Annotated in this window: 21 protein-coding genes; 8 read left to right on the top strand and 13 right to left on the bottom strand. The window is 62.2% G+C overall.

What is annotated here, in order from left to right:
* The 3 genes from ACSQ2A_RS21435 to ACSQ2A_RS21425 are packed head-to-tail and all read left to right on the top strand — an operon-like array spanning position 1 to position 2,874.
* Positions 1-1,020 (top strand): FecCD family ABC transporter permease, encoded by a 1,020-nt coding sequence (locus tag ACSQ2A_RS21435; protein ID WP_436073874.1) that lies wholly within the window; start codon positions 1-3, stop codon positions 1,018-1,020.
* Positions 1,017-2,060, top strand: coding sequence for a FecCD family ABC transporter permease (locus ACSQ2A_RS21430; protein WP_436073873.1), 1,044 nt, complete (start codon positions 1,017-1,019; stop codon positions 2,058-2,060). Before ACSQ2A_RS21435 ends, ACSQ2A_RS21430 begins: the two co-directional genes overlap by 4 nt.
* Positions 2,053-2,874 (top strand): ABC transporter ATP-binding protein, encoded by an 822-nt coding sequence (locus tag ACSQ2A_RS21425; RefSeq protein WP_436073872.1) that lies wholly within the window; start codon positions 2,053-2,055, stop codon positions 2,872-2,874. Before ACSQ2A_RS21430 ends, ACSQ2A_RS21425 begins: the two co-directional genes overlap by 8 nt.
* Here the strand turns inward: ACSQ2A_RS21425 and ACSQ2A_RS21420 are convergent.
* The 6 genes from ACSQ2A_RS21420 to ACSQ2A_RS21395 form a co-directional block, all read right to left on the bottom strand.
* Entirely contained in the window at positions 2,871-3,920 is a 1,050-nt protein-coding gene (locus ACSQ2A_RS21420; protein ID WP_436073871.1) for an HD domain-containing phosphohydrolase, read from the bottom strand. The genes ACSQ2A_RS21425 and ACSQ2A_RS21420 overlap by 4 nt on opposite strands.
* 99 nt (positions 3,921-4,019) lie before the next feature.
* On the bottom strand, positions 4,020-5,306 hold the full coding sequence (locus tag ACSQ2A_RS21415; protein ID WP_436073870.1) for an L-fuconate dehydratase: 1,287 nt from the start codon (positions 5,304-5,306) through the stop codon (positions 4,020-4,022).
* Positions 5,307-5,466: 160 nt separating this feature from the next.
* Complete coding sequence (locus tag ACSQ2A_RS21410; RefSeq protein WP_436073869.1) at positions 5,467-6,198, bottom strand: SDR family oxidoreductase; 732 nt, start codon at positions 6,196-6,198, stop codon at positions 5,467-5,469.
* Positions 6,199-6,258: 60 nt separating this feature from the next.
* Positions 6,259-7,206, bottom strand: coding sequence for an ABC transporter substrate-binding protein (locus ACSQ2A_RS21405; protein ID WP_436073868.1), 948 nt, complete (start codon positions 7,204-7,206; stop codon positions 6,259-6,261).
* An 89-nt stretch (positions 7,207-7,295) separates the two neighbouring features.
* A complete protein-coding gene (locus ACSQ2A_RS21400) occupies positions 7,296-8,294 on the bottom strand; it encodes an ABC transporter permease (protein WP_295414370.1) in 999 nt (332 codons plus the stop codon).
* The gene (locus ACSQ2A_RS21395; protein ID WP_436073901.1) at positions 8,291-9,799 is read right to left on the bottom strand and encodes a sugar ABC transporter ATP-binding protein; all 1,509 of its coding nucleotides are present in this window, start codon (positions 9,797-9,799) and stop codon (positions 8,291-8,293) included. Before ACSQ2A_RS21395 ends, ACSQ2A_RS21400 begins: the two co-directional genes overlap by 4 nt.
* 303 nt (positions 9,800-10,102) lie before the next feature.
* On the opposite strand from ACSQ2A_RS21395, the gene ACSQ2A_RS21390 reads away from it, so the two are divergent.
* Positions 10,103-10,795 carry a FadR/GntR family transcriptional regulator gene (locus tag ACSQ2A_RS21390; RefSeq protein ID WP_295414369.1) on the top strand — a complete coding sequence of 231 codons (693 nt, stop codon included), beginning with the start codon at positions 10,103-10,105 and terminating at the stop codon, positions 10,793-10,795.
* A gap of 133 nt (positions 10,796-10,928) precedes the next feature.
* On the opposite strand, the gene ACSQ2A_RS21385 is transcribed toward ACSQ2A_RS21390, so the two are convergent.
* Positions 10,929-11,936: a zinc-binding alcohol dehydrogenase family protein gene (locus ACSQ2A_RS21385; RefSeq protein WP_436073867.1), complete on the bottom strand. Its 1,008-nt coding sequence runs from the start codon at positions 11,934-11,936 to the stop codon at positions 10,929-10,931.
* 123 nt (positions 11,937-12,059) lie between these two features.
* Here ACSQ2A_RS21385 and ACSQ2A_RS21380 point away from each other — a divergent pair, with 123 nt between their 5' ends.
* Positions 12,060-13,049: an aldo/keto reductase gene (locus ACSQ2A_RS21380; protein ID WP_436073866.1), complete on the top strand. Its 990-nt coding sequence runs from the start codon at positions 12,060-12,062 to the stop codon at positions 13,047-13,049.
* 167 nt (positions 13,050-13,216) lie between these two features.
* Here the strand turns inward: ACSQ2A_RS21380 and ACSQ2A_RS21375 are convergent, their stop codons facing one another.
* Together ACSQ2A_RS21375 and rirA are read right to left on the bottom strand one after the other, a co-directional pair.
* Positions 13,217-15,028 carry an ABC-F family ATP-binding cassette domain-containing protein gene (locus tag ACSQ2A_RS21375; RefSeq protein WP_436073865.1) on the bottom strand — a complete coding sequence of 604 codons (1,812 nt, stop codon included), beginning with the start codon at positions 15,026-15,028 and terminating at the stop codon, positions 13,217-13,219.
* A gap of 243 nt (positions 15,029-15,271) precedes the next feature.
* Positions 15,272-15,763, bottom strand: a complete 492-nt coding sequence (gene rirA, locus ACSQ2A_RS21370) for an iron-responsive transcriptional regulator RirA (protein ID WP_295414361.1) — start codon at positions 15,761-15,763, stop codon at positions 15,272-15,274.
* A 191-nt stretch (positions 15,764-15,954) separates the two neighbouring features.
* Between rirA and ACSQ2A_RS21365 the strand changes: the two genes are divergently transcribed.
* The gene (locus tag ACSQ2A_RS21365) at positions 15,955-16,254 is read left to right on the top strand and encodes an HU family DNA-binding protein (protein WP_295414359.1); all 300 of its coding nucleotides are present in this window, start codon (positions 15,955-15,957) and stop codon (positions 16,252-16,254) included.
* 83 nt (positions 16,255-16,337) lie between these two features.
* On the opposite strand, the gene ACSQ2A_RS21360 is transcribed toward ACSQ2A_RS21365, so the two are convergent.
* The 4 genes from ACSQ2A_RS21360 to ACSQ2A_RS21345 form a co-directional block, all read right to left on the bottom strand.
* Complete coding sequence (locus tag ACSQ2A_RS21360; protein WP_436073864.1) at positions 16,338-17,549, bottom strand: ROK family transcriptional regulator; 1,212 nt, start codon at positions 17,547-17,549, stop codon at positions 16,338-16,340.
* 240 nt (positions 17,550-17,789) lie between these two features.
* Positions 17,790-18,728, bottom strand: coding sequence for an aldo/keto reductase (locus tag ACSQ2A_RS21355; protein ID WP_436073863.1), 939 nt, complete (start codon positions 18,726-18,728; stop codon positions 17,790-17,792).
* Positions 18,725-19,273 (bottom strand): hypothetical protein, encoded by a 549-nt coding sequence (locus ACSQ2A_RS21350; RefSeq protein WP_436073862.1) that lies wholly within the window; start codon positions 19,271-19,273, stop codon positions 18,725-18,727. Before ACSQ2A_RS21350 ends, ACSQ2A_RS21355 begins: the two co-directional genes overlap by 4 nt.
* Positions 19,246-19,638: a VOC family protein gene (locus ACSQ2A_RS21345; RefSeq protein WP_436073861.1), complete on the bottom strand. Its 393-nt coding sequence runs from the start codon at positions 19,636-19,638 to the stop codon at positions 19,246-19,248. Before ACSQ2A_RS21345 ends, ACSQ2A_RS21350 begins: the two co-directional genes overlap by 28 nt.
* A gap of 222 nt (positions 19,639-19,860) precedes the next feature.
* On the opposite strand from ACSQ2A_RS21345, the gene ACSQ2A_RS21340 reads away from it, so the two are divergent.
* Complete coding sequence (locus tag ACSQ2A_RS21340) at positions 19,861-21,456, top strand: ABC transporter substrate-binding protein (RefSeq protein WP_436073860.1); 1,596 nt, start codon at positions 19,861-19,863, stop codon at positions 21,454-21,456.
* 193 nt (positions 21,457-21,649) lie between these two features.
* The gene (locus ACSQ2A_RS21335) at positions 21,650-22,657 is read left to right on the top strand and encodes an ABC transporter permease subunit (protein WP_295414349.1); all 1,008 of its coding nucleotides are present in this window, start codon (positions 21,650-21,652) and stop codon (positions 22,655-22,657) included.
* Positions 22,658-22,659: the final 2 nt, after the last annotated feature.

Here is a 22,659-nt window from a genome sequence, read left to right as displayed (position 1 = left end):
GTGTCCACACTGGCAATGTCACCACAATCGCAGGGCCTGCGCCTGGGTCCGGTACAGGTCTATGCGGGGCTGGTCCTGCTGCTGGCCCTATCCATGCTGATGAGCCTGACGCTGGGCTATAAGCTCTATTCGCTGGACCAGGTCTGGATGGCGCTTTTCGCCCATGATGGGTCGGAAGTGGCCGTGGTGATCGCGGGGCTGCGGCTGCCGCGGGCGCTGATTGCGCCGCTGGCCGGTGCCGCTTTGGGCATGGCCGGGGTGATGGTGCAGACCCTCTCGCGCAATCGCATCGCTTCGCCCGATACGCTTGGGCTCAATGCAGGGGCGTCGCTGGCCGTGGTGGTGGCGAGCATCATGTTCGGCGTGCAATCGCTGGCTGGGCTGTCGCTGGCGGCGGCGTTCGGGGCTTTTGTCACAGCGATCGTGGTTTTTGGCGTGGCCGCGAGCGCGGGCGGGCTTTCTCCATTGAAGATCGTGCTGGTGGGCGTGACTTTTGCCAGCCTCTCGCATGCCTTTGTCGAAGTGCTTCTGACGAGCAACGAGGCGCAGTTGCAGCAATTGCTGTTCTGGCTCTCTGGTGCCTTTGTCGATCGGCCGATTGCGCTCTTTTACAATGGGCTGCCGGTGGTGATCGTGGGTGCGGTGATCGGGATCGCGCTGGCGCGGGCGCTCGATGCGCTGCAGGCCGACGATTCAACCGCGGCGGGGCTCGGTGTACCGCTAGCGGCAGTGCGGGGGCTGGCCTTCGTTGCCGTGGCGCTTCTTACAGGCGCGGCTGTTTCCATGGCTGGGCCGGTGGCTTTTGTCGGCCTTGTCGTGCCGCATGCGGCGCGGCGTCTGGTGGGCTTGCGGCATATTCATCAATTGCCGGCGGCGGCCTTGTTCGGTGCGGTCTATGCGACGCTGGCCGATGTAGCGGCGCGCTTCGTGATTTATCCGGTCGAGGCGCCGGTGGGTGCAATCACCGCTGTGGTCGGGGCCATTGTCCTCCTGGTTCTTTTGATGCGGAGAGCGGCATGAGCACTCTGGCTGTCTCTGCCCCCGCCGGGCGCCGCTTTGGCATCGGGGCAATCGTTCTCATCATCGTCGGGCTTTTTGTGCTGCTCACGCTGGCAGCCGTTGCCTTTGGCTCGACCTGGATCCCGCTCGAGACGGTTGCCAATGTCATTCTCGGCGGCGGGGAAAAGACGGAAAAGCTGGTGGTCTGGCAATTGCGCATGCCACGCGTCATGGCGGCGGCGATTGCCGGGGCGGCTATCGCGTTTTCGGGCTATCTCTTGCAGCGCATCACGCGCAATGAGCTGGCTTCGCCGGGCGTGCTGGGTGTCGTCGATGGGGCGGCGCTTGGCGTGGTGCTGTTCCTTGCCATCTTTTCCAATGAGTCCAATGCGCTGACCGTGTCGGTTGCCTGGCAGCCCCTCGCGGCGGCGATCGGGGCACTCACGGCGATTTCCTTGGTTTTTATTCTGTCTGGGCGGCAATCGTCCTCGGCCATTCGCCTCTTGCTGTTCGGTATTGCCATTGCGGCTGTGGCCAAGGCGTTGACGACGGTGTTCATGCTGGTTGGGCCGGTCTATCAGGCGGCACAGGCAGCGCGCTGGCTCGCCGGTGCGGTCAATGCCATTTCCTGGAGCGAGATCCAGATCATGGCGATCTGCCTCGTGCCCACGGTGCTGGTGGCGGCGTGGCTGGCCAAGGACTTGCCGCCGGCCGATCTCGACGACGTTTCCTCGCGCAGCATCGGGCTTAATCTGCCGGTCTATCGCATTGCCGTGTTTTTCGTTGCGGCGGTTCTCACTTCGATTGCCGTGGCCTTTGTCGGCGGCGTGGGATTTTTGGGGCTGATTGCGCCGCATCTGGCGCGGTTGCTGGTCGGGCGCTCGCGCTTTGCCGGCATTCTCGCTTCCTGCCTGATCGGGGCGATGATGCTGATCGGCGCCGACCTTCTGGTGCGCGTGGCTTTTACGCCCCTCGAAGTGCCGGCAGGTACGGTGACCGCCATTGTCGGCGCGCCCTATTTCCTCTTCCTTCTCATGCGCAAGGACAAGACCAATGGCTGACCTCGTTCCGAGCCGCATAGAGGTACGCGACCTCACCCTGACTTACGGGCACGACACGGTGCTCGATGCGCTGAACCTGCCCATTCCGCGCGGCAAGGTGACGGTGCTGGCCGGGCCTAATGGCTGCGGCAAGTCCACCCTGCTGCGCGCCATTCGGCGCCTCCATACGGGGCAGAAGGGGCAGATTTTTCTCGACAATGTCGATATCGCTTCGCTCGGCGCCAAGGACCTGGCGCGGCAGATCGGGCTTTTGGCCCAGAACCCATCTGCGCCGCCCGATATGACCGTGGAGGAGCTGGTGCGGCTGGGGCGCTATCCGCATCAGGCCATGTTGCAGCCCTGGAGCGAGAAGGACGGTGTCGCCGTCAATCGCGCCATGGACGGCACGGGCGTGACGGGGCTGAAGACACGCCGCATCGGTTCGCTTTCGGGCGGTCAATTGCAGCGGGCCTGGATTGCCATGGTGCTGGCGCAGGAGACCGATGTCATCTGCCTCGACGAGCCGGTGAACCATCTCGACATGGCGCATCAGCTTGATTGCCTTGATCTGGTATCAAAGCTCAACAAGGAAGACGGGCGCACCATCGTGCTGGTGCTGCACGACCTGAACCTCGCGGCGCGCTATGCCGACCAATTGGTGTTTGTGCATGAAGGACATGTGCGGGCGCTGGGGCAGCCCGAAGAGCTGATGAAGCCAGAACTGCTGGCCGAAGTGTTCGAGGTCGACGCGGCGATCATGACTGATCCCGTGCATGGCCGACCGATCTGCATTCCGCGCGGACGGGCCCGGGCGGCGGTGCAGGAACTGGCTTAGGCGCTTTCGGCGAGCTGGATGGGGTTGCCGCCCATGAGCGCGGAAATCTCGCACCAGCGGGACTGGAACGAGGCGACGCAGGCCGGATCGAAATGGCTGCCCGAGCAACGGGCGATTTCGGCATAGGCCTCTTCGAGCGGCCAGGCGCGCTTATAGGGGCGCTCCGAGCAGAGGGCGTCGAAAACGTCGGCCAGGGCGACAATGCGCGCTTCGATGGGAATGGCCGTGCCCGAGATTCTGTTGGGATAGCCGGTGCCATCCCACTTTTCATGATGGCTCTGAGCGATCAGTTCGGCCGTGCGGATAAGATCACTGTCGGCATCGGCAAGGATGCGGGCGCCGATGGTGACGTGCTCGCGCATGCGGGCCATTTCTTCCGGCGTCAGCTTGCCGGGCTTACTCAGGATAGCGTCGGCGATGGCGATCTTGCCGATATCGTGGAGGGGGGCGGCGAGATAGATCATGCGGCATTGCTGCGCGGTGAGGCCGAGGCCCTCGCCGATGATCTTGCTGATCTGGGCGACGCGCGAGACGTGTTCGCCAGTGTCGCCGTCGCGATATTCGATGGCGCGGGCGAGGCGCCAGATGATCTCTTCCTCGCGGGCGAGCAGGTGGGCCGTAGCCTTGGCGACTTCGCGCGTCAGGCGATTGGCGTGATCGGCCAGTTCCACCTGCGCGCCGCGCAGGGCAAGCAGATTGGTGATACGCGCCTTGAGCTCGATGGGGTCGAAGGGCTTGGTCAGAAAATCATTGGCGCCGACGCGGATGGCCTCGATGCGGATGGCCTTGTCGATGTCGGAGGTCACCATGACCATGGGGACGGTGCGATAGTTGTCGCAGTTCCGCAGCATTTCGATGAAGTGGATGCCGTCCATTTCCGGCATGATGTGGTCGACGAGCAGCAGATCATACTGCCGCTCCTCGCAACGCTTGAGGGCCTCGAGCGGATTGAGACAAAGCTCGACGCCCTCACCCACTATTTCCCGAACGATCGAGCCCAGTAAGGCCAGACTCGACCGGCTGTCATCCACGATCAGCACGTACACAATACAGCCCCCCGGCCTAATGCGAGGGTGATGATATGGATGAGCCCTTATGCGAAACTTAATGTCTCACATGCATTTAGCAGGACTCTCTTCGATGGTTTATTGCGCCTTTACCGGAGCAATAAATTTATTCCCGGCAATCGAGGCCGGTTTCATTTCGATCGAGAATCCCGGCAGCTCCGGCGGCATGTAGGCAGCATTCTTGATCACACAGGGATCGATGAAATGCTCATGCAGGTGATCGACATATTCGATCACCCGGCCGTCCTTGGTGCCTGATACGACGAGATAATCGATCATCGACAGGTGCTGCACATATTCGCAGAGACCCACGCCGCCGGCATGCGGCCAGACGGCCTTTTTGTATTTTGCGGCCATGAGCAGGACAGAGAGCACTTCATTGAGGCCGCCGATGCGGCAGGCGTCGATCTGCACCACGTCGATGGCGTCACGGGTGATGAACTGCTTGAAGATGATGCGGTTCTGGCACATTTCGCCGGTCGCGACTTTTACCGGTGCGATGGCGTCGCGGATCTTGCGATGGCCCTCGATATCGTCGGGGCTCGTCGGCTCTTCGATGAAATAGGGATTGAAGCGCTTAAGCTGGTTGACCCACTCGATGGCCTGGTCGACTTCCCAGACCTGATTGGCGTCGATCATTAGGTAGCGATCCGGCCCCATGATGGAACGGACGATTTCGAGGCGGCGGATATCGTCGGCGAGGTCGCGGCCGACCTTCATCTTGATATGCGTAAAACCCTCGGCGACGGCTTCGGTCGCGAGGCGCGTCAGCTTTTCGTTGGAGTAGCCGAGCCAGCCGGCCGAGGTCGTGTAACAGGAATAGCCTTCGGCGCGCAGTTTTGCGATGCGCTCGGCCTTACCCGGCTCGGCGGCCTTGAAGATGGCGAGGGCTTCTTCGGGCGTGATGGCGTCGGTCAAATAGCGGAAGTCGATGATGGAAACGAGCTGTTCGGGGCTCATTTCGGCGACATAGAGCCAGACGGGTTTGCCGGCACGCTTGGCGAGAAGGTCCCAGACGGCGTTGACGACGGCGCCGGTCGCGAGGTGCATGGCCCCCTTATCGGGGCCGATCCAGCGCAGCTGGCTGTCGCCGGTCATGTGGCGCCAGAAGCGGCCGGGATTTTCTTCGACCCAGTCGAGATCGAGGCCGGTAACGCGATCGGTCAGGGCCGCAATGGCGGCGCAGACCACTTCATTGCCGCGGCCGATGGTGAAGGTCAGGCCATGGCCTTCAAGGTCGCCATCGGTGCCGAGGACGACATAGGCAGCCGAGTAATCGGGATCGGGATTCATCGCATCGGACCCGTCGAGCGAGGCCGAGGTGGGGAAGCGCAGGTCGTGCGTCGTGAGGGTGGTGATCTTCATTTGCAACTATCCAAAAGGCCCCCTCACCCGTCTCGGCCTTCGGCCGATCCACCCTCTCCCCGAGAGGGAGAGGAACAGGGGGCACCGCGTTCAGGCAGGCGCCGGTTCTATTCTTCTCCCTCTCGGGGAGAAGGTGGCGCGTAGCGCCGGATGAGGGGGCCTACGCCGTCCAGCCGCCGTCGATGATGTGGACCTGGCCGGTCGTATAGGTGGCGCCGGCGAGATAGACCGCGAGATCGGCAACTTCATCGGGGCGGGCGATGCGGCCGATGGGCTGGCGGGCGATAAAAGCCTTTTTCGCGCCCTCGAAATCGCCGGTGGCGTGCCAGCGATCGTGAAGGCTCGGCGATTCCACCGTGCCGGGGCAGATGGCGTTCACGCGGATATTGGAGGTCGTGTAGTCGGACGCGATGGACTTGGTGAGGCCGATGACGGCGGCCTTGGAAATCGTATAGGCGGCGCGGTTGGGCACGCCTTTGATCGAGGAGGCAACCGTTGCCATGTTGATGATGGCGCCGTCTTTGCGTTCCAGCATCTGCGGCAGGATGGCCTTGATGGTGCGGACCTGGGCGCGGACATTGAGATCGAGCGCGAAATCCAAATCCTTGTCGCTCATCTCGAGTAGGGTGCCGTTGTGGACGACGCCGGCGCAATTGAAGAGCACGTCGATGCGGCCGATTTCGGCGACGGCCTGGGTGACGGCCTCATCGGAAAGAACGTCGAGCAGGCGCGTCGTGATATTGGGCGTGCCATCAAGCTCCTTGAGCTTGGCTTCGTTGATGTCGGTCGCGATCACCTTGGCGCCTGCCTTGGCGAAAGCGCGGGCCGAAGCCTCGCCAATCCCCTGGGCAGCGGCGGTGATGAAGACGATCTTTCCGTTGAGGTCGGCCATATTCTGTTCCTGAAAAGCAGAAGCCGGGCAGCGCGAAGCGCTGCCCGGCCGGTGAAAGTCTTAGTCGTAGAGGACCGCGGCGATTTCCGGGTCAGCCATGTTGGAGGCGTCGTAGTAGTAGAAGCCGGTGTCGATGACCTTGGGCAGGGTTTCTCCCTTGAGCGCGCCGATGGCGGCCTTGACGGTCTCGTAGCCGATGCCGACCGGGTTCTGGGTGATGGCGCCGGCCATCACGCCCGAGGTGATCATGCCCTTCTGAGCTGCACCGGAGTCAAAGCCGATGACGACGATCTGGCTGCCCAGTTCCGTCTTGCCATTGGCAACGCCGATGGCCGAGCCTTCATTGGCACCAAAGATGCCCTTGAGGTCGGGATTGGCGAGCAGGATCGACTTGGTGATTTCGGTCGACTGCAGCTGGTCGCCGCCGCCGTACTGAACCGACACCACTTCGATGTTCGGATAGGCTTCCTTGATGCGGTTGACGAAGCCATCGACGCGATCGATGCCGGTGCGGCTGGTCTGGTCGTGGGCAACGACGGCAACCTTGCCTTCGCTGCCGATCAGTTCGGCCATCTTGTCGGCCGCGAGAGCGGCAGCGGCGACGTTGTCGGTGGTAGCGGTCGAGAGCGGAATGTCGCTATCGACGCCGGAGTCGAAGGCGATGATCGGAATGCCGGCATCCGAAGCCTGCTGCAGCAGCGGCACGGCAGCCTGGCTGTCGAGGGCGGCAAAGCCGATGGCATCGGGCTGACGCGAGAGAGCGGCGGCCAGCATATCCATCTGGCGGTCGACCTGGGTTTCGCTTTCCGGACCTTCGAAGGTGACGTTTGCACCAAACTCGGCCGCGGCCTTGTCGGCACCGGCTTTCACGGCCTGCCAGAACTGGTGCTGGAAGCCTTTGGAGATCAGGGCGATGTCATAAGTATCCTGCGCGAATGCGGCGCCGTTGGATGCGGCGAGCATTGCGACGGCGCTGAGGGCGCCGAGCAGGGTGCGACGGTTGAGCATGGTTTTCCTCCCACATGCTGCGTTGAAACTTCTTGGCATTGCTTGAGCCATTTTGTTGGCGCCCCGCGGGGCGCAGGCAGAATCGGCGCCTAAAGTGTGCGGCGCCGCAGTATGTCGGCATAGACAGCCAGGATGATGATGCAGCCGGTCACCACCGTCTGCCATTCCTGAGCCACCGATAGGATGCGCAGGCCATTGGCCAGCACGGATATGATGAGGGCGCCGATCAGCGTGCCGAGCACGGTGCCGCGACCGCCCGAAAGCGAGGTGCCGCCGATAACCACGGCCGCAATGGCGTCGAGCTCATACCCCTGGCCGAGAGCCGGCTGGGCGGAATTGAGACGCGAAGCAATGAGCACGCCAGCAACGCCGACAATGCCGCCGGCCAGCGCATAGACGCCGATCTTCCAGCGATCGACATTGACGCCGGAGAGACGCACGGCTTCTTCGTTGGAGCCCAGCGCAAAGGTGTAGCGGCCAAGCGCGGTCTTGCCCAAGACGAAGGCGGCAATCAGCGCCACGGCGAAGAGGATCATCACGCCATTGGGGACCGGTACCGCCGGAATGATCTGGCCGACGACGGAGCCCAAGGCGATCTGGTTGAAGCCCGGCGTGTCGTTGAAATAGATGGGGCGCGTGCCGGAGATGACCAGCGAAAGTCCCTTGAGAATCAGCATCATGCCGAGGGTGGCGATGAAGGGCGGGACCTTGAGTTTGGCGATGATGGTGCCGGAGATGAGCCCGCAGACGGTGCCGGCGAGGATGGCGCCGACGACGCCGAGGGGCAAAGGCAGGCCGAGATAGGTGAGGATGACGCCTGCGATGACGGCGCAAAAAGTCATCAGCGTGCCGACCGAGAGATCGATGCCGCCGGTGATGATGACGAGCGTTGCCGCGATGGCGAGGACGCCATTGACCGAGGTCGCCTGCAGGATGGCCAGGATATTCTGGGTCTGCATGAAATTGGGCGAAGCCAGCGAGAAGGCGACGACCAGGGCGATCAGACCCGAAAAGGCGAGGAGCCGATGGAAGGCGCCGGAAATGCGGGGCCCGGATTTTTGGGCCGCGGGGGCTGCGGTATCGGTCATGCCGTCCTCCTTTGGGTGGCGCTTTCGGCCACGCTGCTCTGGCGCTGGGTCGCCAGACGCATGATTTCTTCTTGGGATGCGCCACCGGGCAACATGCCGGTGAGACGCCCCTCGCACATCACCGCGATACGGTGGGAAAGGCGCAGCACTTCGGGCAGTTCGGAGGAAATGACGATGATCGCCTTGCCTTCGGCTGCCAGTGCATTGAGCAATTTGTAGATTTCGGATTTTGCGCCGACATCGATGCCGCGCGTCGGTTCGTCAAAGATGAGAATGTCGCAATCGCGCAGCAGCCACTTGGCGATGACAACCTTCTGCTGGTTGCCGCCCGAGAGAAGGCGCGCTTCCTGGGTGTCGCTGGGCGTCTTGATGGAAAGCTGGCCAATATAGCCGACGGCTTCCTTTTGCATGCTGGCTTCGTCGAGCACGCCGCCGAGGCCGGTGAAGCGATCAAGGCTTGCGAGCGCAATATTGTTGCGCACGTCGAGCCCAGTCGCGAGGCCAAAATGCTTGCGGTCTTCGGAGAGATAGCCAATGCCGGCCTCCACCGCGTCCTTGGGCGAAGCAATGCCGACGCGCTTGCCGTGGACCCAGATTTCGCCGCTCTCGCGCCGGTCGGCACCAAAAATGGCGCGGGCGACTTCGGTGCGTCCGGCGCCCATGAGGCCGGCAAAGCCGAGGATTTCGCCCTTCTTCACCGAAAAATTGACGTCGCGGATTTCGCGGCCGCGATTGAGGTTTTTGACCTCAAGGGCAATCGGGGCGTCGGCGGTGTTGGGGATGACCAGCGCCTCATTGCTGAGAGTGCGGCCGACCATCATGGAGATGATGGTTTCGATGGGGGTATCGGCGGCCGGGACGGTGCCGACATATTCGCCGTCGCGCATCACGGTGACGCGGTCGGAGATGCGTTTGATCTCGTCCATCTTGTGGGAGATGTAGACGACGCCGACGCCTTCGGCCTTGAGCCGATTGATGATGGTGAACAGCTCGGCGATCTCGGCGTCGTTCAGCGCGGCGGTCGGCTCATCCATGATGAGGACGCGGGAGCGATAGGAGAGCGCCTTGGCGATCTCCACCATCTGCTGCTTGGCGATGGTGAGGGTTTCGACCTTTACCGTCGGCTCGAGTTTTAGGTTCATCGAAGCGAAGATGGCTGCCGCGTCGCGGTTGAGCTGGCCTTCGTCGAGAATGCCGAAACGGCGCGGTTCGCGGCCGACAAAGATGTTCTGGGCGGCGGTCAGGTCGCGCATCAGCGCCAGTTCCTGATGGATGATGCCGACGCCAAGGGACTGGGCCTGTCGCGGCGAAGTGATGTCCACCGGCTGGCCATCGAGGAGCACGGAGCCCGCATCGCGGGTGTAAACGCCCGAAAGAATCTTCATCAGCGTCGACTTGCCGGCGCCGTTCTCGCCCATCAGGGCATGGACTTCGCCGGGCTTGAGCTCGAAGCGCGCCTTGGAGAGGGCCCGAACGCCGGGGAAGGACTTGTCGATGTCGGTCATTTCGACCAATGGGACCGGCGGGTTCGCCAGCGGCACCGCCGCATCCGCTGGGGATGCCGGTGCGAAATGCCCAGCCATGTAAAGTCCTCCCGATGCGTATGGCGGCTCCGTTGCTCCCGAGCCGTCCTCGCAATGTGGGAGGAATGAATGGCAAAACGATCAGGCTGTCAAGTGGTCAGACCAGTGGACATGCAACGAGCGTGGCGCTATGGGTTGAGACAGGGAACGGCATAGCCGCCTCACTTCAATTAAACGGCTTGGAACCCGCTTCCCCAAAGCGGAAGCAGGTTCTAGGGGGAGAGAATGAAACTTCAGGCCGTATCCAACCGCAAACTTTATATCCAGATTGCCGACCAGATCAGGGATCAGATCCTGGCAGGTGAGGTCGAGGCCGGGCGGCAATTGCCGTCGGAGCGCGATCTGGCAGTAAGCCTCGGGGTGTCTCGCCCCACGGTGCGCGAGGCGCTGATTGCGCTTGAAGTGGCCGGGTTCGTGGAAGTGCGCGTTGGGGTCGGCGCCTTTGTGCGCGACCAGAGCAAGGGCAGCGCCGCCCTGCCCGACGAGGGACATTCACCCATTGAAATCATGCGGGTCCGGCGTCTGCTGGAGCCGGAAGCCGCGGCGCTGGCGAGCCAGAATATTTCGCCCGAAGGCACGGCCCGGATGGCCGAGGCCATGCGGCGCATGCAGGCCGAGACGACGAACAATCGCTGGTCTTCGGAAAGCGACCGCATGCTGCACCTGACCATTGCCGAAGGCTCGGGCAATACCATGCTGCGCGAAGTGCTGGACCTGCTGTGGAACTCACGCTTCGAAGTCGTCGATACGAAATTTCACGAGCATCTTGCGAGCATGAGCGAGGTGCGGACGCACATCATGGATGACCATGCGCGGATCGTTGCGGGTATCGTGCAGGGAAATGCTGAAGCGGCCCGCGAGGCCATGGCGGCGCATCTGGATTTTGTTACCGCGTCGATGCTTGGGGCGTGGGATTAGTCGCCTGCCGCCACCCCCACCGCGTCATTCCCGCGCAAGCGGGAATCTCCTGTGCAGGCCGAAGAGAGATTCCCGCTTGCGCGGGAATGACGCAGTGAGAAGAGGGTGAGGTCGGGAGCGGGCCGTTGAGGGCCTAGAACCGCACCAGAATCTTCGTGAAATCACCCGGCCGCGCATGCCAATCAGCCAGTGCCTCGGCAGCCTCATCCAGCGTTGCGGTACGCGTGACGATGAGATCGCCCGCATCGGGGCGCTTGCGCAGTTCGTCGATGACATCGTCAAAGTCCGAGCGCAGCGCATTGCGGGAGCCGCGGATGTCGAGTTCCTTGGTGATAAACACCTTGGTTTCATAGGCGATCGGGGACTTGGCGTAGCCGATATAGACGACGCGGCCGGCCGTGGCGACGAGATCGACGGCCTGGAGAAAAGTAGCCTCGGCGCCGACGGCTTCCACGACGACATCAGGCCCCTCCCCCGTCAGTTCGGCGACGCAGGCTCTTACATCCGTTGAGGCATTGATGACCTCGTGAGCGCCGAGCTTTTTGGCGACTTCCAGTTTGGCGTCGCTGAGATCGACGGCGATGACGCGGGCTCCCTGGCGCAGGGCGCCGAGGATGACGCCGAGGCCGATCATGCCGCAGCCGAGGACAACGACGGTTTCGCCCGCGGTCAATTCGGCGCGGCGGACGGCGTGGAAACCGACGGCGCAGGGTTCGACCAAGGCCAGATCGCGCTGGGAGATACCGGTGACTGCAATCACCTTGGTGGCAGGCACGACGATGCGGCCGGTCATGGCACCTTCGCGCTGCACGCCCATGGTCTGGTTATGAGGGCAGGCATTGACCCGGCCGGAACGGCAGGCGCGACAGGTGCCGCAATTGAAATAGGGCAGCACGGTTACGGCGGTGCCGGGAGCAAGATTTTCGACACCCTGCCCTAGTTCTGCAATGGTGCCGGAAATTTCGTGGCCGGGCACACGGGGATAGCTCACCAGCGGATTGAGGCCGCGATAAGAGGTCAGGTCGGAGCCACAATAGCCGACAAAGGCGAGATCGATGGCGACTTCGCCGGGGCCGGGCATAGGCACCGGCTTCTCGGTGAGCGCGGCTTCTCCGGGACGCAGGATGGTCAGGGCTTGCATCGGTCGGTTGATCCTTCATCACCGTAACATGTTAGTGCCTTATATCTTCCATACATGACGGGTGACAAGAGAACCTTCGGCTTGTAGACCATGGAAAAGCCAGCAGTTTTGGAAGGACACGCGATGAAGACGCATCTGCCGACACGGGCCTTTGGCCAGACGGGAATGCACATCACCAAGCTCGGCATCGGCGCCTGGGCCATGGGCGGCAATATGTGGGGACCGCAGGACGATCAGGACTCCATGGCGGCGATTCGGCATGCGATCGATAGCGGTATCAACTGGATCGACACGGCGGCGGTCTATGGCAATGGGCACTCCGAGGCGGTGATCGGCGAAGCACTGGCGGGCCTATCTGCAGACAAGCGACCGCTGGTTTTCACCAAGGGCGGGATCGTTCGCGACGAGAACGGGCAGAATCCGCGGCGGATCGGCGAGCGGAAACATCTGCGGCAGGAGCTGGAAAATTCGCTAAAGCGCCTGAAGGTCGATGTGATCGATCTCTACCAGATGCACTGGCCCTCGGACGATGTGCCATTGGAAGACTATTGGGCGAGCCTGCTGGAGCTCAAGGCCGAGGGCAAGGTGCGCCATGTCGGGCTTTCCAACCATGACGAGGGGCAGTTGGCACGGGCCGAGGCGATCGGACATGTCGAGACGCTGCAGCCACCGTTTTCGATGATCCGGCGCGAGACGGCGGGCAAGATTTTGCCGTGGTGCGCAGAGCATGGCACGGGCACGATCTGCTATTCACCGATGCAGGCGGGGCTGCTCACGGGCACGATGACGGCCGAGCGCGTTGCGGCCATGCCGGACAATGATTGGCGCAAGGGTAGTCCGGAGTTTCAGGGCGAGAAGCTGACGGCCAATCTAGCACTGGCCGAGAGCCTGGAGCCGATTGCGGAAAAGCATGGAACCAGTGTGTCGAGCGTGGCGCTGGCCTGGTGCCATGCGTGGCCGGGGCTGACGGCGACGATTGTTGGCGCGCGTTCGCCGGCGCAGGTCGATGGCTGGATCGACGCGGCGAGTCTGGAGCTCGATGCAGGGGATGTCGAGGTGATTGCCAAGGCGATCGAGGCTACGGGAGCTGGGCAGGGGCCGGCGCGCGCCTGACCCGTTTCATCACGGCGTCATTCCCGCGAAAGCGGAAATCTCCCGGTCCGAAACAGAGATCCCCGCTTTCGCGGGGATGACGTGGTGGGTGGGGCATGGACCACCGGGACAAGCCCGGTGGTGACGATGGGGCTGGGGGCAGGACCTCACCATTCGAGCGCCAGCTCTTAGCCTTCGATCTCTTCTCGCAGCATTTCCAGTTCCAGCCATTGCTCTTCGGCCTTGGCCTTCTTGGTCGCCGCTTCGCTCAGCGCCGCGGAATCCTTGGCAAAACCTTGGGGGTCGCGGGTGTAGTAATTGGCCTGGGCGAGCTTGCGGTTGATGGTCGCCATAAGGTCGTCGAGCTTGGCGATCTCCTTGGGCAGGGTTTCGAGGGCGTGCTTTTCCTTGAAACTCAGCTTGCGCTTGGACGCTGCCGGGGCGCTGGAGGGTTCTGATTTCTGCTTTGCGGCCGCTGCCACCTTTTCGACGACGCGGGCAGAGACCCCTGCCCCGCGCTGGGCGACCATGTCGGAGTAGCCGCCGGCATATTCGAGCCAGTTGCCGTCGCCTTCGGCCATGATGATTGAGGTAGCGACGCGGTCGAGAAAATCACGATCGTGGCTGACGACGATGACGGTGCCCGAATAGTCCGAAACCATTTCTTCGAGGAGATCGAGGGTTTCGAGATCAAGGTCGTTGGTCGGCTCGTCGAGGACGAGGACGTTCGAGGGCAGCGCCAAGGCGCGTGCCAGCGCGACACGGGCGCGTTCGCCGCCGGACAGCTTGCCGATCGGCGTATTGGCCTGTTCGGGAGTGAACAGGAAGTCCTTCATATAGCCGACGACGTGCTTGTTCTCGCCGTTGATCTTCAAGGTATCGCTGCCGCCGCCGGTCAGCGCGTCCTTGAGGCGCGTTTCCGGATCGAGGCGGGCGCGGCCCTGGTCGAGCATGGCAAGTTCGATGGCCGAGCCCAATTTGATCGTGCCGCTATCGGGTTCGAGCAGGCCATTGAGCATTTTGATCAGCGTAGTCTTGCCCGCGCCATTGGGGCCGACGAGGCCAACGCGATCGCCGCGCAGCACGCGGGTCGAGAAATCGCGGACAACCGTGCGCGAGCCAAAGCTCTTGGAGATGTTTTCGGCTTCCACCACCAGCGCGCCAGAAGTGCGGCCTTCGGTGACCTGCATATTGACCGCGCCGGTGACGCGGCGCTGATCGCGGCGGTCCTGGCGCAGATTGGCGAGGCGTTCGAGGCGGCCGACATTGCGCTTGCGGCGGGCGGTGACGCCATAGCGGAGCCAGTGTTCTTCGCGAACGATCTGGCGATCGAGCTTGTGGCGGTCCTTTTCTTCCTGCTCCAGCACTTCGTCGCGCCAGGTTTCAAAGGAGCCAAAACCCTTTTCGATGCGACGGGTGAGGCCGCGGTCGAGCCAGACGGTGGAGCGGGAGAGGTCGGAGAGAAAGCGCCGGTCGTGGCTGATGATCACCATGGCGGAGCGCATGGAATCGAGCTCGGCCTGCAGCCATTCGATGACGGGCAGATCGAGGTGATTGGTCGGTTCGTCGAGCAACAGCACGTCGGGTTGCGGGGCGAGAACGCGCGCCAGGGCGGCGCGGCGGCCTTCGCCACCCGAAAGAGTCTTGGGGTCTTCCGTTCCGGAAAGGCCAAGGGCGTTGAGCAGATATTGGGCGCGATATTCATCGTCGCCGGAGGTCATGCCGGCTTCGACATAGGCGAGCGTTGTCGCATAGGCCGAAAGATCCGGCTCCTGCGGCAGGTAGCGGATGGTGGCGCTGGGTTCGGCAAAGCGCTTGCCGGCATCCTGCTGCACCATGCCGGCAGCGATCTTGAGGAGCGTCGATTTTCCCGAGCCATTGCGGCCGACAAGCGCGATGCGCTGGCCGGGCGACACGATCAGCTCGGCGGATTCGAGCAGCTGCGTGCCGCCAAAGGTCAGCTGAATATTCTGCAGAGAAAGAAGAGGAGGCGGGGCCATGGGCAAAAGTCCGGGAATTTGCCGCGGATAGAGCACAGGCCCGGCGACATATCAATGTGAGGGAAAAGCAAAGAGGCCGATCAGGACGTTGAGGATCCTGATCGGCCCGGGGAGACGGCAGCAGCAAGCCCCGTCGTTTTGGCGCTGCACCCCACAGGCCCCACGGGGGCGCTGCACCAATGCAACCTAATAACCATGGGCAAACTTGATTGTCAAACTCATATTTGAGTTTTTCAGTCAGATTTACGCAGCGACAATGTCACCGACGATATTGCCGGCGGAATCGGCGTTGACCGCCTCGGTGGCGGACAGACCCAGGCGCTGGCGAATGGAGCGCTTCTTGCTCGCGAGATCGGCAATGGAATAACCGGCAAGCACTTCAAAGAAGGCGCCAAGCGCTTCGCGCAATGCGCCATTGAGATCGCATTCGCCGATCAGCGGGCAATCGGCGCCTTCCTCGAAACATTCGGCGAGAGCGAAGTTTTCTTCGGTCAGGCGAATCGTCTCGAGCAGGGTGATCTGGTCGGCCGGCTTGCCCAGCTTGATCCCGCCATGGCGGCCGCGCACGGTCTGCAGCAGGCCATTTTCCACCAGCGGCTTGATCAGCTTGAAGAGGAAGAGTTCGGAGATGCCGTAAGCCCTGGCAATTTCGGCTACGCGGCTCAATTCCGGGTCGTTGACGGCGCAATAGACCAGAGTGCGGATGGCGTAGTTGGATTGGCGAGTCAGTCTCACGAGCGAACGATCCCTTTGCGGTTAACCGGGCCGGCCACGGCTTCGACCCATCCATGGCACGAGCCGTAATTTAAAACCATTCTAAAGAATGTCAATCTTATTCTGAACGTCCTGATCATGTTTAAGGCGACAAAAACCGGACTGGACAGCGACTTAACTTCGGAATATGAAATTATTAGGAGGAGTGTCGCATGTCTACCACCGTCACGCGAGCTATCATCACCGCCTCTGCCAGTGAGGCCACGGGCCTAGCCAAGAACGACGTCACCGCCATTGGCCAGCGTATGTTCGAGTTGATCGGAGACGCGCTCAAGGCCGGAGAAACGGTCAAATTGACCGGCTTCGGCACCCTCGCGGTGCGCTCGAGGGCCGAACGGGTGGGGCGCAATCCCCGCACCGGTACCGAGCACCGGATCACCCCCCGCCATACCGTCACCTTCACGCCCAGCGCGCGCCTGCGCGAGGCGCTGGATGAACTGGCGGATAGCTAGGGCTTTTTGGGGTTCCACGACAAAATATCAGGCCAACAAAAAATCCCGCTTTCGCGGGATTTTGTTTGCGTGGGTGGCGCGCACTAGTCGCGGGGTTTTTCGAGCAGATTGCGCGAGAAGAACCGGTGGTAGAGCGGCAGTTCGGCAGCGCCCAGCGCCGGCGCCAGGCGACCGATATGGCCCGAACCAATGCTGACCCGGCGCCGGGCCGGCAGGCGCTCGAAATGGGCGGAGAGGCGCTCGACGAGGCGGACAGTGATCGCCGTGGGCAGGATGGTATCGAGCACGACCAGGCTCGCTTCGACCACGGCATTGGTGTTGAAGACAACCAGCGCCAGGGCTTTGGCGCAGTCTTCCAGCCAAGGCTCGACAATCGGTTCGAGCGCGGGCCAATCCCAGTTTTCGACATCGGCAATATCCACCGCTATGCCGGCGGCGCTCAGCCGCTCGACGAGAGCCGAAGCCGAGGCGATGGCATGGGCCGATAGCGGGCCCTTGTCATTGCGATCGACCAGCATGGCGCCAAGATCGGCCGAATGGCCGGTCGGCCCCTGCCAGAGCCGACCCTCGCCGATGAGGCCGGCAGCGAGATAGGTCGAAACGAGAAGATAGATGAAGCTGGCCGGGCGCGGCGCCGGCTGGGCGATCAGTTCGGCCCAGCAGGCAGCATTGCCGTCATTGAACAGGGTTACGGCAAGGCCGGTCCGCTTCTCGAGATCGGCGGCAAAATCGGCCGGTGAGGGGCCGGATTTGCTACCGAAGCCGTCTTCGAGCGGCCAGGTGGCGGCGTGAATGGAGCCGGGCATGCCCACCCCGATATCGGCCAGGCGCTCGCGCTGCTCCTTTGACCAATCACGAGTCATTTCCTCGATCAGCAGCGCCAGTTGCGGGGCGAGCGCGATGAGGTCGGCCTCGGCATAGTCGAGATGGCGATGGGCCACCACCGCACCGTGCAGATTGATGGCCAGGACATCGGCATGGCGCCAGCCGATTTCGACGCCAATGGAATAGGCCCCTTCAGGTCTCAAAAAAATCGGGGTGGCCGGCTGGCCGCGACGGCCGCGCAAGACTTCGCCGCGCACGATCAGGCCGGCGGCCTCCACATCGTTGAGAATGGCCGACACGGTTTGCGGGGCAAGGCCTGACATGCGGGCAATTTCGGCATTGGAGAGGCCGGGATTGAACCCCACGACGGTCAGCACTGCGCGTTCATTGGCCCGGCGCAGGCCATGATGCTGCAAGCCCTTGGCGCCAAGGTTGAATAGATCGATCGTCGGGACTGCGGAATCGCTCACGCCGGCCTCCCCGTCACATAGTTCTGAATAAAGCAGAGCGAATGGGCTCCCGCGCCGCTCCCTTGGGATGGAGCAGTCATGGGGCCGGTGCCGATTCCAGCTTGTTCGCTTGCCGCATCATGGCCAAGCAAGGCGGCAGTGCAAGCGGCCATTTCGCCGCGCGAGCGATTTGTGCGCGACAAGTCGGGCCGCGGAGACCACCGGGACAGGCCCGGTGGTGCCATCAGAGACGCTCTTGCTCTAGGCGCCCGCCTTGGTGAGACGCGCATTGGCATCATCACCCAGAGTAAGCCGCACGCCGCGGGCAAGGCTTTTCACCTGGTCGACCGAGGTTGCCGAGGCGATGGGCGCGCTGACGCTGGGCTGGGCCACAAGCCAGGCGAGCGCCACCTCGGATGGCGTCGCGTCAAGCTCCCTGCCGACGGCATCGAGCGCGTCGAGAATGCCGAGACCCTTTTCATTGAGATAGCTTTCCGCCTTGCCGCCGCGAGGTGATTTACCAAGATCAGCCTTGGAGCGGTATTTTCCCGAGAGGAAGCCTGCCGCGAGGCTGAAATAGGTAATGGCGCCAACCTCGTTTTCGAGGAGATAGGGGCGCAAGGCGTCGAACTGCTGGCGATCGTAGAGATTGTAGAGCGGCTGGGTGACCTCGTAGCGCGGCAGCGATTTCAGGATGGCCGTATCCTGCGCCGCCTTCATCATGGCTGCGTCATAGTTTGAGGCGCCGATGGTGCGCACCTTGCCGGCGCGGATCAGCACGTCATAGGCGGCCAGGGTTTCCTCGTGGGTGTTTTCGGTCGCCGGCCAGTGGCTGAAATAGAGGTCGACATAGTCGGTCTGGAGGCGTTTCAGCGAATCTTCGATGCCGGTCTTGATCGCTTCGGCGCTGAGGCCCTGGGGCTGGTGCGCGGAATTGACCTTGGTGATGATGTGGACCTTGTCGCGATTGCCTCGCGCCTTGAGCCACTTGCCGATGATGGTCTCGCTCATGCCCGGCGGATTGCCTGGCACCCAATTGGGATAGCCCTGCGCCGTGTCGATGGCCGAGAAACCTTCGTCCACATAGGCATCCAGAATGTCGAAGCCGAGCGTTTCGTCGACCGTCCAGCCGAAGACATTGCCACCGAGAACCAGCGGTTCGATCACGAGTTCACTGCGGCCGAGAGGACGACGATTCATTGCTCTTCTCCAAGTTTGGACGGACCCTGACTTTGATCGTGGTCAACGTCCGAGACTGCGTTTTGTTCTTGCGGCGGCACGCGGGGCGCGCACCAATAGAGCGCCTCGGCGATGGTTTTCATCGAGCCATTGAGGTCGATGAAGGCGAAGGGCGCATGCTCGTCCCCGCTATGGCGGAGATAGACGAATGTTCCATGACGGAGCCGATCGAGCAGCAGATCGGCGTCTTCACGAATGCGCGCGCCGTAGGGACTGCCGGATTTTTCGGCAATGAAACTACGGTCCTCGCGGTCGAGCGTCATTTCCCAAGTGCCGGCATCGCCGCCGAAACGGCTCGAATGGACATGCACACCGTTCGAGAAATCGTCCTCGCAGCGCACAACGAGGCAGGTGAAATTCTCTTGCGTTGCCTCGCGCGCACAGCCCATGGCGGCGCGATCGCCCTCACCGGACAGGGGCGAAAATTGCCAGCCGGGCGCCTGCGCAAAAGCCGGCTGGGCCATGACCAAAAAGAGGATCAGCCCCGCGGCTCGATGAGGTCCCATTTGTTTCCATAAAGATCGGCAAAGACGGCAACCGAGCCATAGGGCTCGTGGCGCGGCGCTTCGAGAAAGGTGACGCCTTTTTCGCTCATGCGCGCGAAGTCGCCCGCGAAATCGTCGGTTTCGAGAAAGAACATGACGCGGCCGCCGGCCTGATTGCCCACACTCGCCAGTTGTTCGGCTCCGTCGGCCTTGGCCAGCAACAGCCGCGCACCATTGCCACCCGGCGGAGCGACCAGAATCCAGCGCTTGTCCGGCCCCAATGGCGTATCGGCCACGAGAGAAAAACCAAGCTTGTCGCGGTAAAATTCGATGGCGTCGTCATAGTCGGCAACGACAAGGGCGAGAGTGGCAATCTTCTGCGTCATGGCTCTATCGTTCATTACCGATAAGACGCGGTCAAGCCATGATTACTTGCCGAACGGATTTGGAATCATCCGTCCATTTCTGTGGAAAGGCATCCGACCGTCACACGATTGACCAAATGGTCAACTTCGTCATTGCACTTCCTAAAAAACTAGGCTTTGGTGTCGCCCAAGCCTCCAGATGGGAACTCTGGAGAGCATGAATTACTTCGGGAGACAACAATCATGAAATTGATGAAAACCCTGATGGCCGCGACTGCCATGGTGGCCCTGGCCGCCGGCGCCGCCCAGGCCAAGCAGCTGGTTTACTGCTCGGAAGCCTCGCCGGCTCACTTCGATCCCGGCCCGGTGACCGGTGGCAACGACTTCGACGCCTCTGCCCACACGATCTTCGAACGCCTGGTTGAGTTCGCTCCCGGCTCCACCGAAGTCATTCCGGCCCTGGCTGAAAGCTGGGACGTTTCGGCAGATGGCAAGGAATACACTTTCCACCTGCGTCCGGGCGTCAAGTGGCACACCCAGCCCTATTTCACCCCGACCCGCGACCTCAACGCTGACGACGTGATCTTCTCGTTCGAGCGTCAGTGGAAGGAAGACAATCCGTGGCACGCCTATCTCGAAGGCATGACCTGGGACTACTTCCAGGGCATGGACATGCCCAAGTACCTGTCTTCGATCGAGAAGGTCGATGACCTGACCGTCAAGATCACCCTGACCGAGCCGAATGCGCCGATGCTGGCAAACCTTGCCATGCAGTTCGCTTCGATCGTGTCGAAGGAATATGCCGACCAGGTCGCTGCGGCCGGTGATCTCGCCGTCTTCTCGACCCAGCCGGTCGGTACTGGCCCGTTCCAGTTCGTCGACTACCAGCTCGACACCGTGATCCGCTATTCCGCATTCCCCGACTACTGGGAAGGCAAGCAGCCGATCGATGATCTGATCTTCGCCATCACCACCGATGCTTCGGTGCGTGCGCAGCGTCTGCTCGCTGGCGAATGCGATATCATGCCCTACCCCGCTCCCGCCGATCTCGAAGCCCTCAAGGCTGACGAGAACCTGACCGTGCAGGAGCAGGAAGGCCTCAATATCGGCTACATCTCCTACAACACCACCGAAGCGCCGTTCGACAATCCGGAAGTGCGCAAGGCCCTGACCATGGCGATCGACAAGTCGGCCATCATCGAGGCCGTCTACCAGGGTGCTGGCCAGGACGCCAAGAACCTGATCCCGCCCACCATGTGGTCCTATGACGATGCCATCGCGGCCGACGTCTATGATCCGGAAGCCGCCAAGGCCGCTCTCGAAGCTGCCGGCGTGACCGGCTTGACGACCGACCTCTGGGCCATCCCCGTGTCGCGTCCCTACAACCCGAACGGCCAGCGCGTGGCCGAACTGATCCAGGCCGACTGGGCCAAGGTCGGCGTCACCGCCAATATCGTGACCTATGAATGGACCGAATATCGCGAGCGCGGCAAGCAGCCCGACCGCAAGGGCCCGTTCATGATCGGCTGGACCGGCGACAATGGCGATCCGGACAACTTCTTCGCGACCCTCTTCTCCTGCTCGGCCATCGGCGTTTCGAACTATTCGAGCTGGTGCAATGACGACTTCGAAGCTGCGATCTCCGCTGCCAAGACCTCGTCGGACCCGGCAGAACGCACCGCGCTCTACACCAAGGCCCAGGAAATCTTCAAGGCTGAAGAACCTGCGATCACCCTGGCGCACAGCCGCGTGTTCATGCCGATGAAGAAGACCGTGCTCAACTATGTCATGAGCCCGCTCGGCAGCCACTCTTTCAAGGGCGTGGACGTCCAGGAGTAAGGTTTTAGCCTTCTCACCAAACAAGGGAGCCTCGATCCGGCAAACACCGGAGCGGGGCTCCGCCTTTTAAGACAGAGCGGGGTTGGATGGGCCAACCAAGGTCCACGGACGCACTCCGCCATAACAGGAAACGGGACCGGCGGGTTCGCCGCATTTGTGCGGCGGGCTTGCGCCCCAGAGGCAAGACCCTCTCATGCTGAACTATGTTTTGCGCAGGATTGCGCTACTGGTGCCGACCATTATCGGCATCTCCATCTGCGCTTTTGCGTTTGTCCGCGTTTTGCCGGGCGATCCCATCCTGGCCATGGCCGGGCAACATGGCGTGACCCCGGAACGCTACGAAATCCTGCGCGAGCAGTTCGGCTATAACCTGCCGATCTGGCAGCAATATTTCAATTATCTCTGGAGCGTGATGCAGGGCGATTTCGGTATCTCGCTCGCCACCAAGCGCCCGGTGATCAATGAGTTCATGGCGCTGTTCCCGGCCACCATGGAGCTGGCTTTCGTGGCCCTGCTCTTTGCCGTCGTCATCGGCATTCCCGCCGGCATCTTTGCCGCCATCAAGCGCGGCTCGTGGTTCGACCAGATCACCATGGGCGTGGCGCTGACCGGCTATTCGATGCCGATCTTCTGGTGGGGGCTGCTGCTCATCATCTTCTTCTCGGGCTATCTCGGCTGGACGCCGGTTTCGGGCCGCATAGCCCTGACGTTCTTCCTGAAGCCCATTACCGGCTTCATGCTGATCGACACCCTGCTCTATGGAAACTGGGCGGCCTTCGTTTCGGCGCTGCGCCACCTGATCCTGCCCGCAATCGTTCTCGGCACCATTCCACTCGCCGTCATCGCGCGGCAAACGCGTTCAGCCATGCTCGAAGTGCTGGGTGAAGACTATGTGCGCACCGCCCGCGCCAAGGGCATGTCGCCCAATCGCGTGGTCAACGTGCATGCCCTGCGCAATGCCCTGATCCCGGTCGTGACCACGATCGGCCTGCAGGTGGGCCTGCTGCTCGGCGGTGCCATTCTCACCGAAACCATCTTCACCTGGCCGGGCATCGGCAAGTGGATGATCGATTCCATCTCCAAGCGCGACTATGTCGTGGTGCAGTCGGGGCTCCTCATCATCGCCCTCATCGTCATGTCGGTGAACCTGATCGTCGACCTCCTCTACGCGCTCATCAATCCGCGCATCCGGGTGCAGTAAAC

It is taken from the genome of Devosia sp. LjRoot3, assembly GCF_964252865.1.
Classification (GTDB): domain Bacteria; phylum Pseudomonadota; class Alphaproteobacteria; order Rhizobiales; family Devosiaceae; genus Devosia.
The sequence above is the reverse complement of the archived record's forward strand: the minus strand, read 5'-3'. Positions and strand labels throughout refer to the sequence as shown.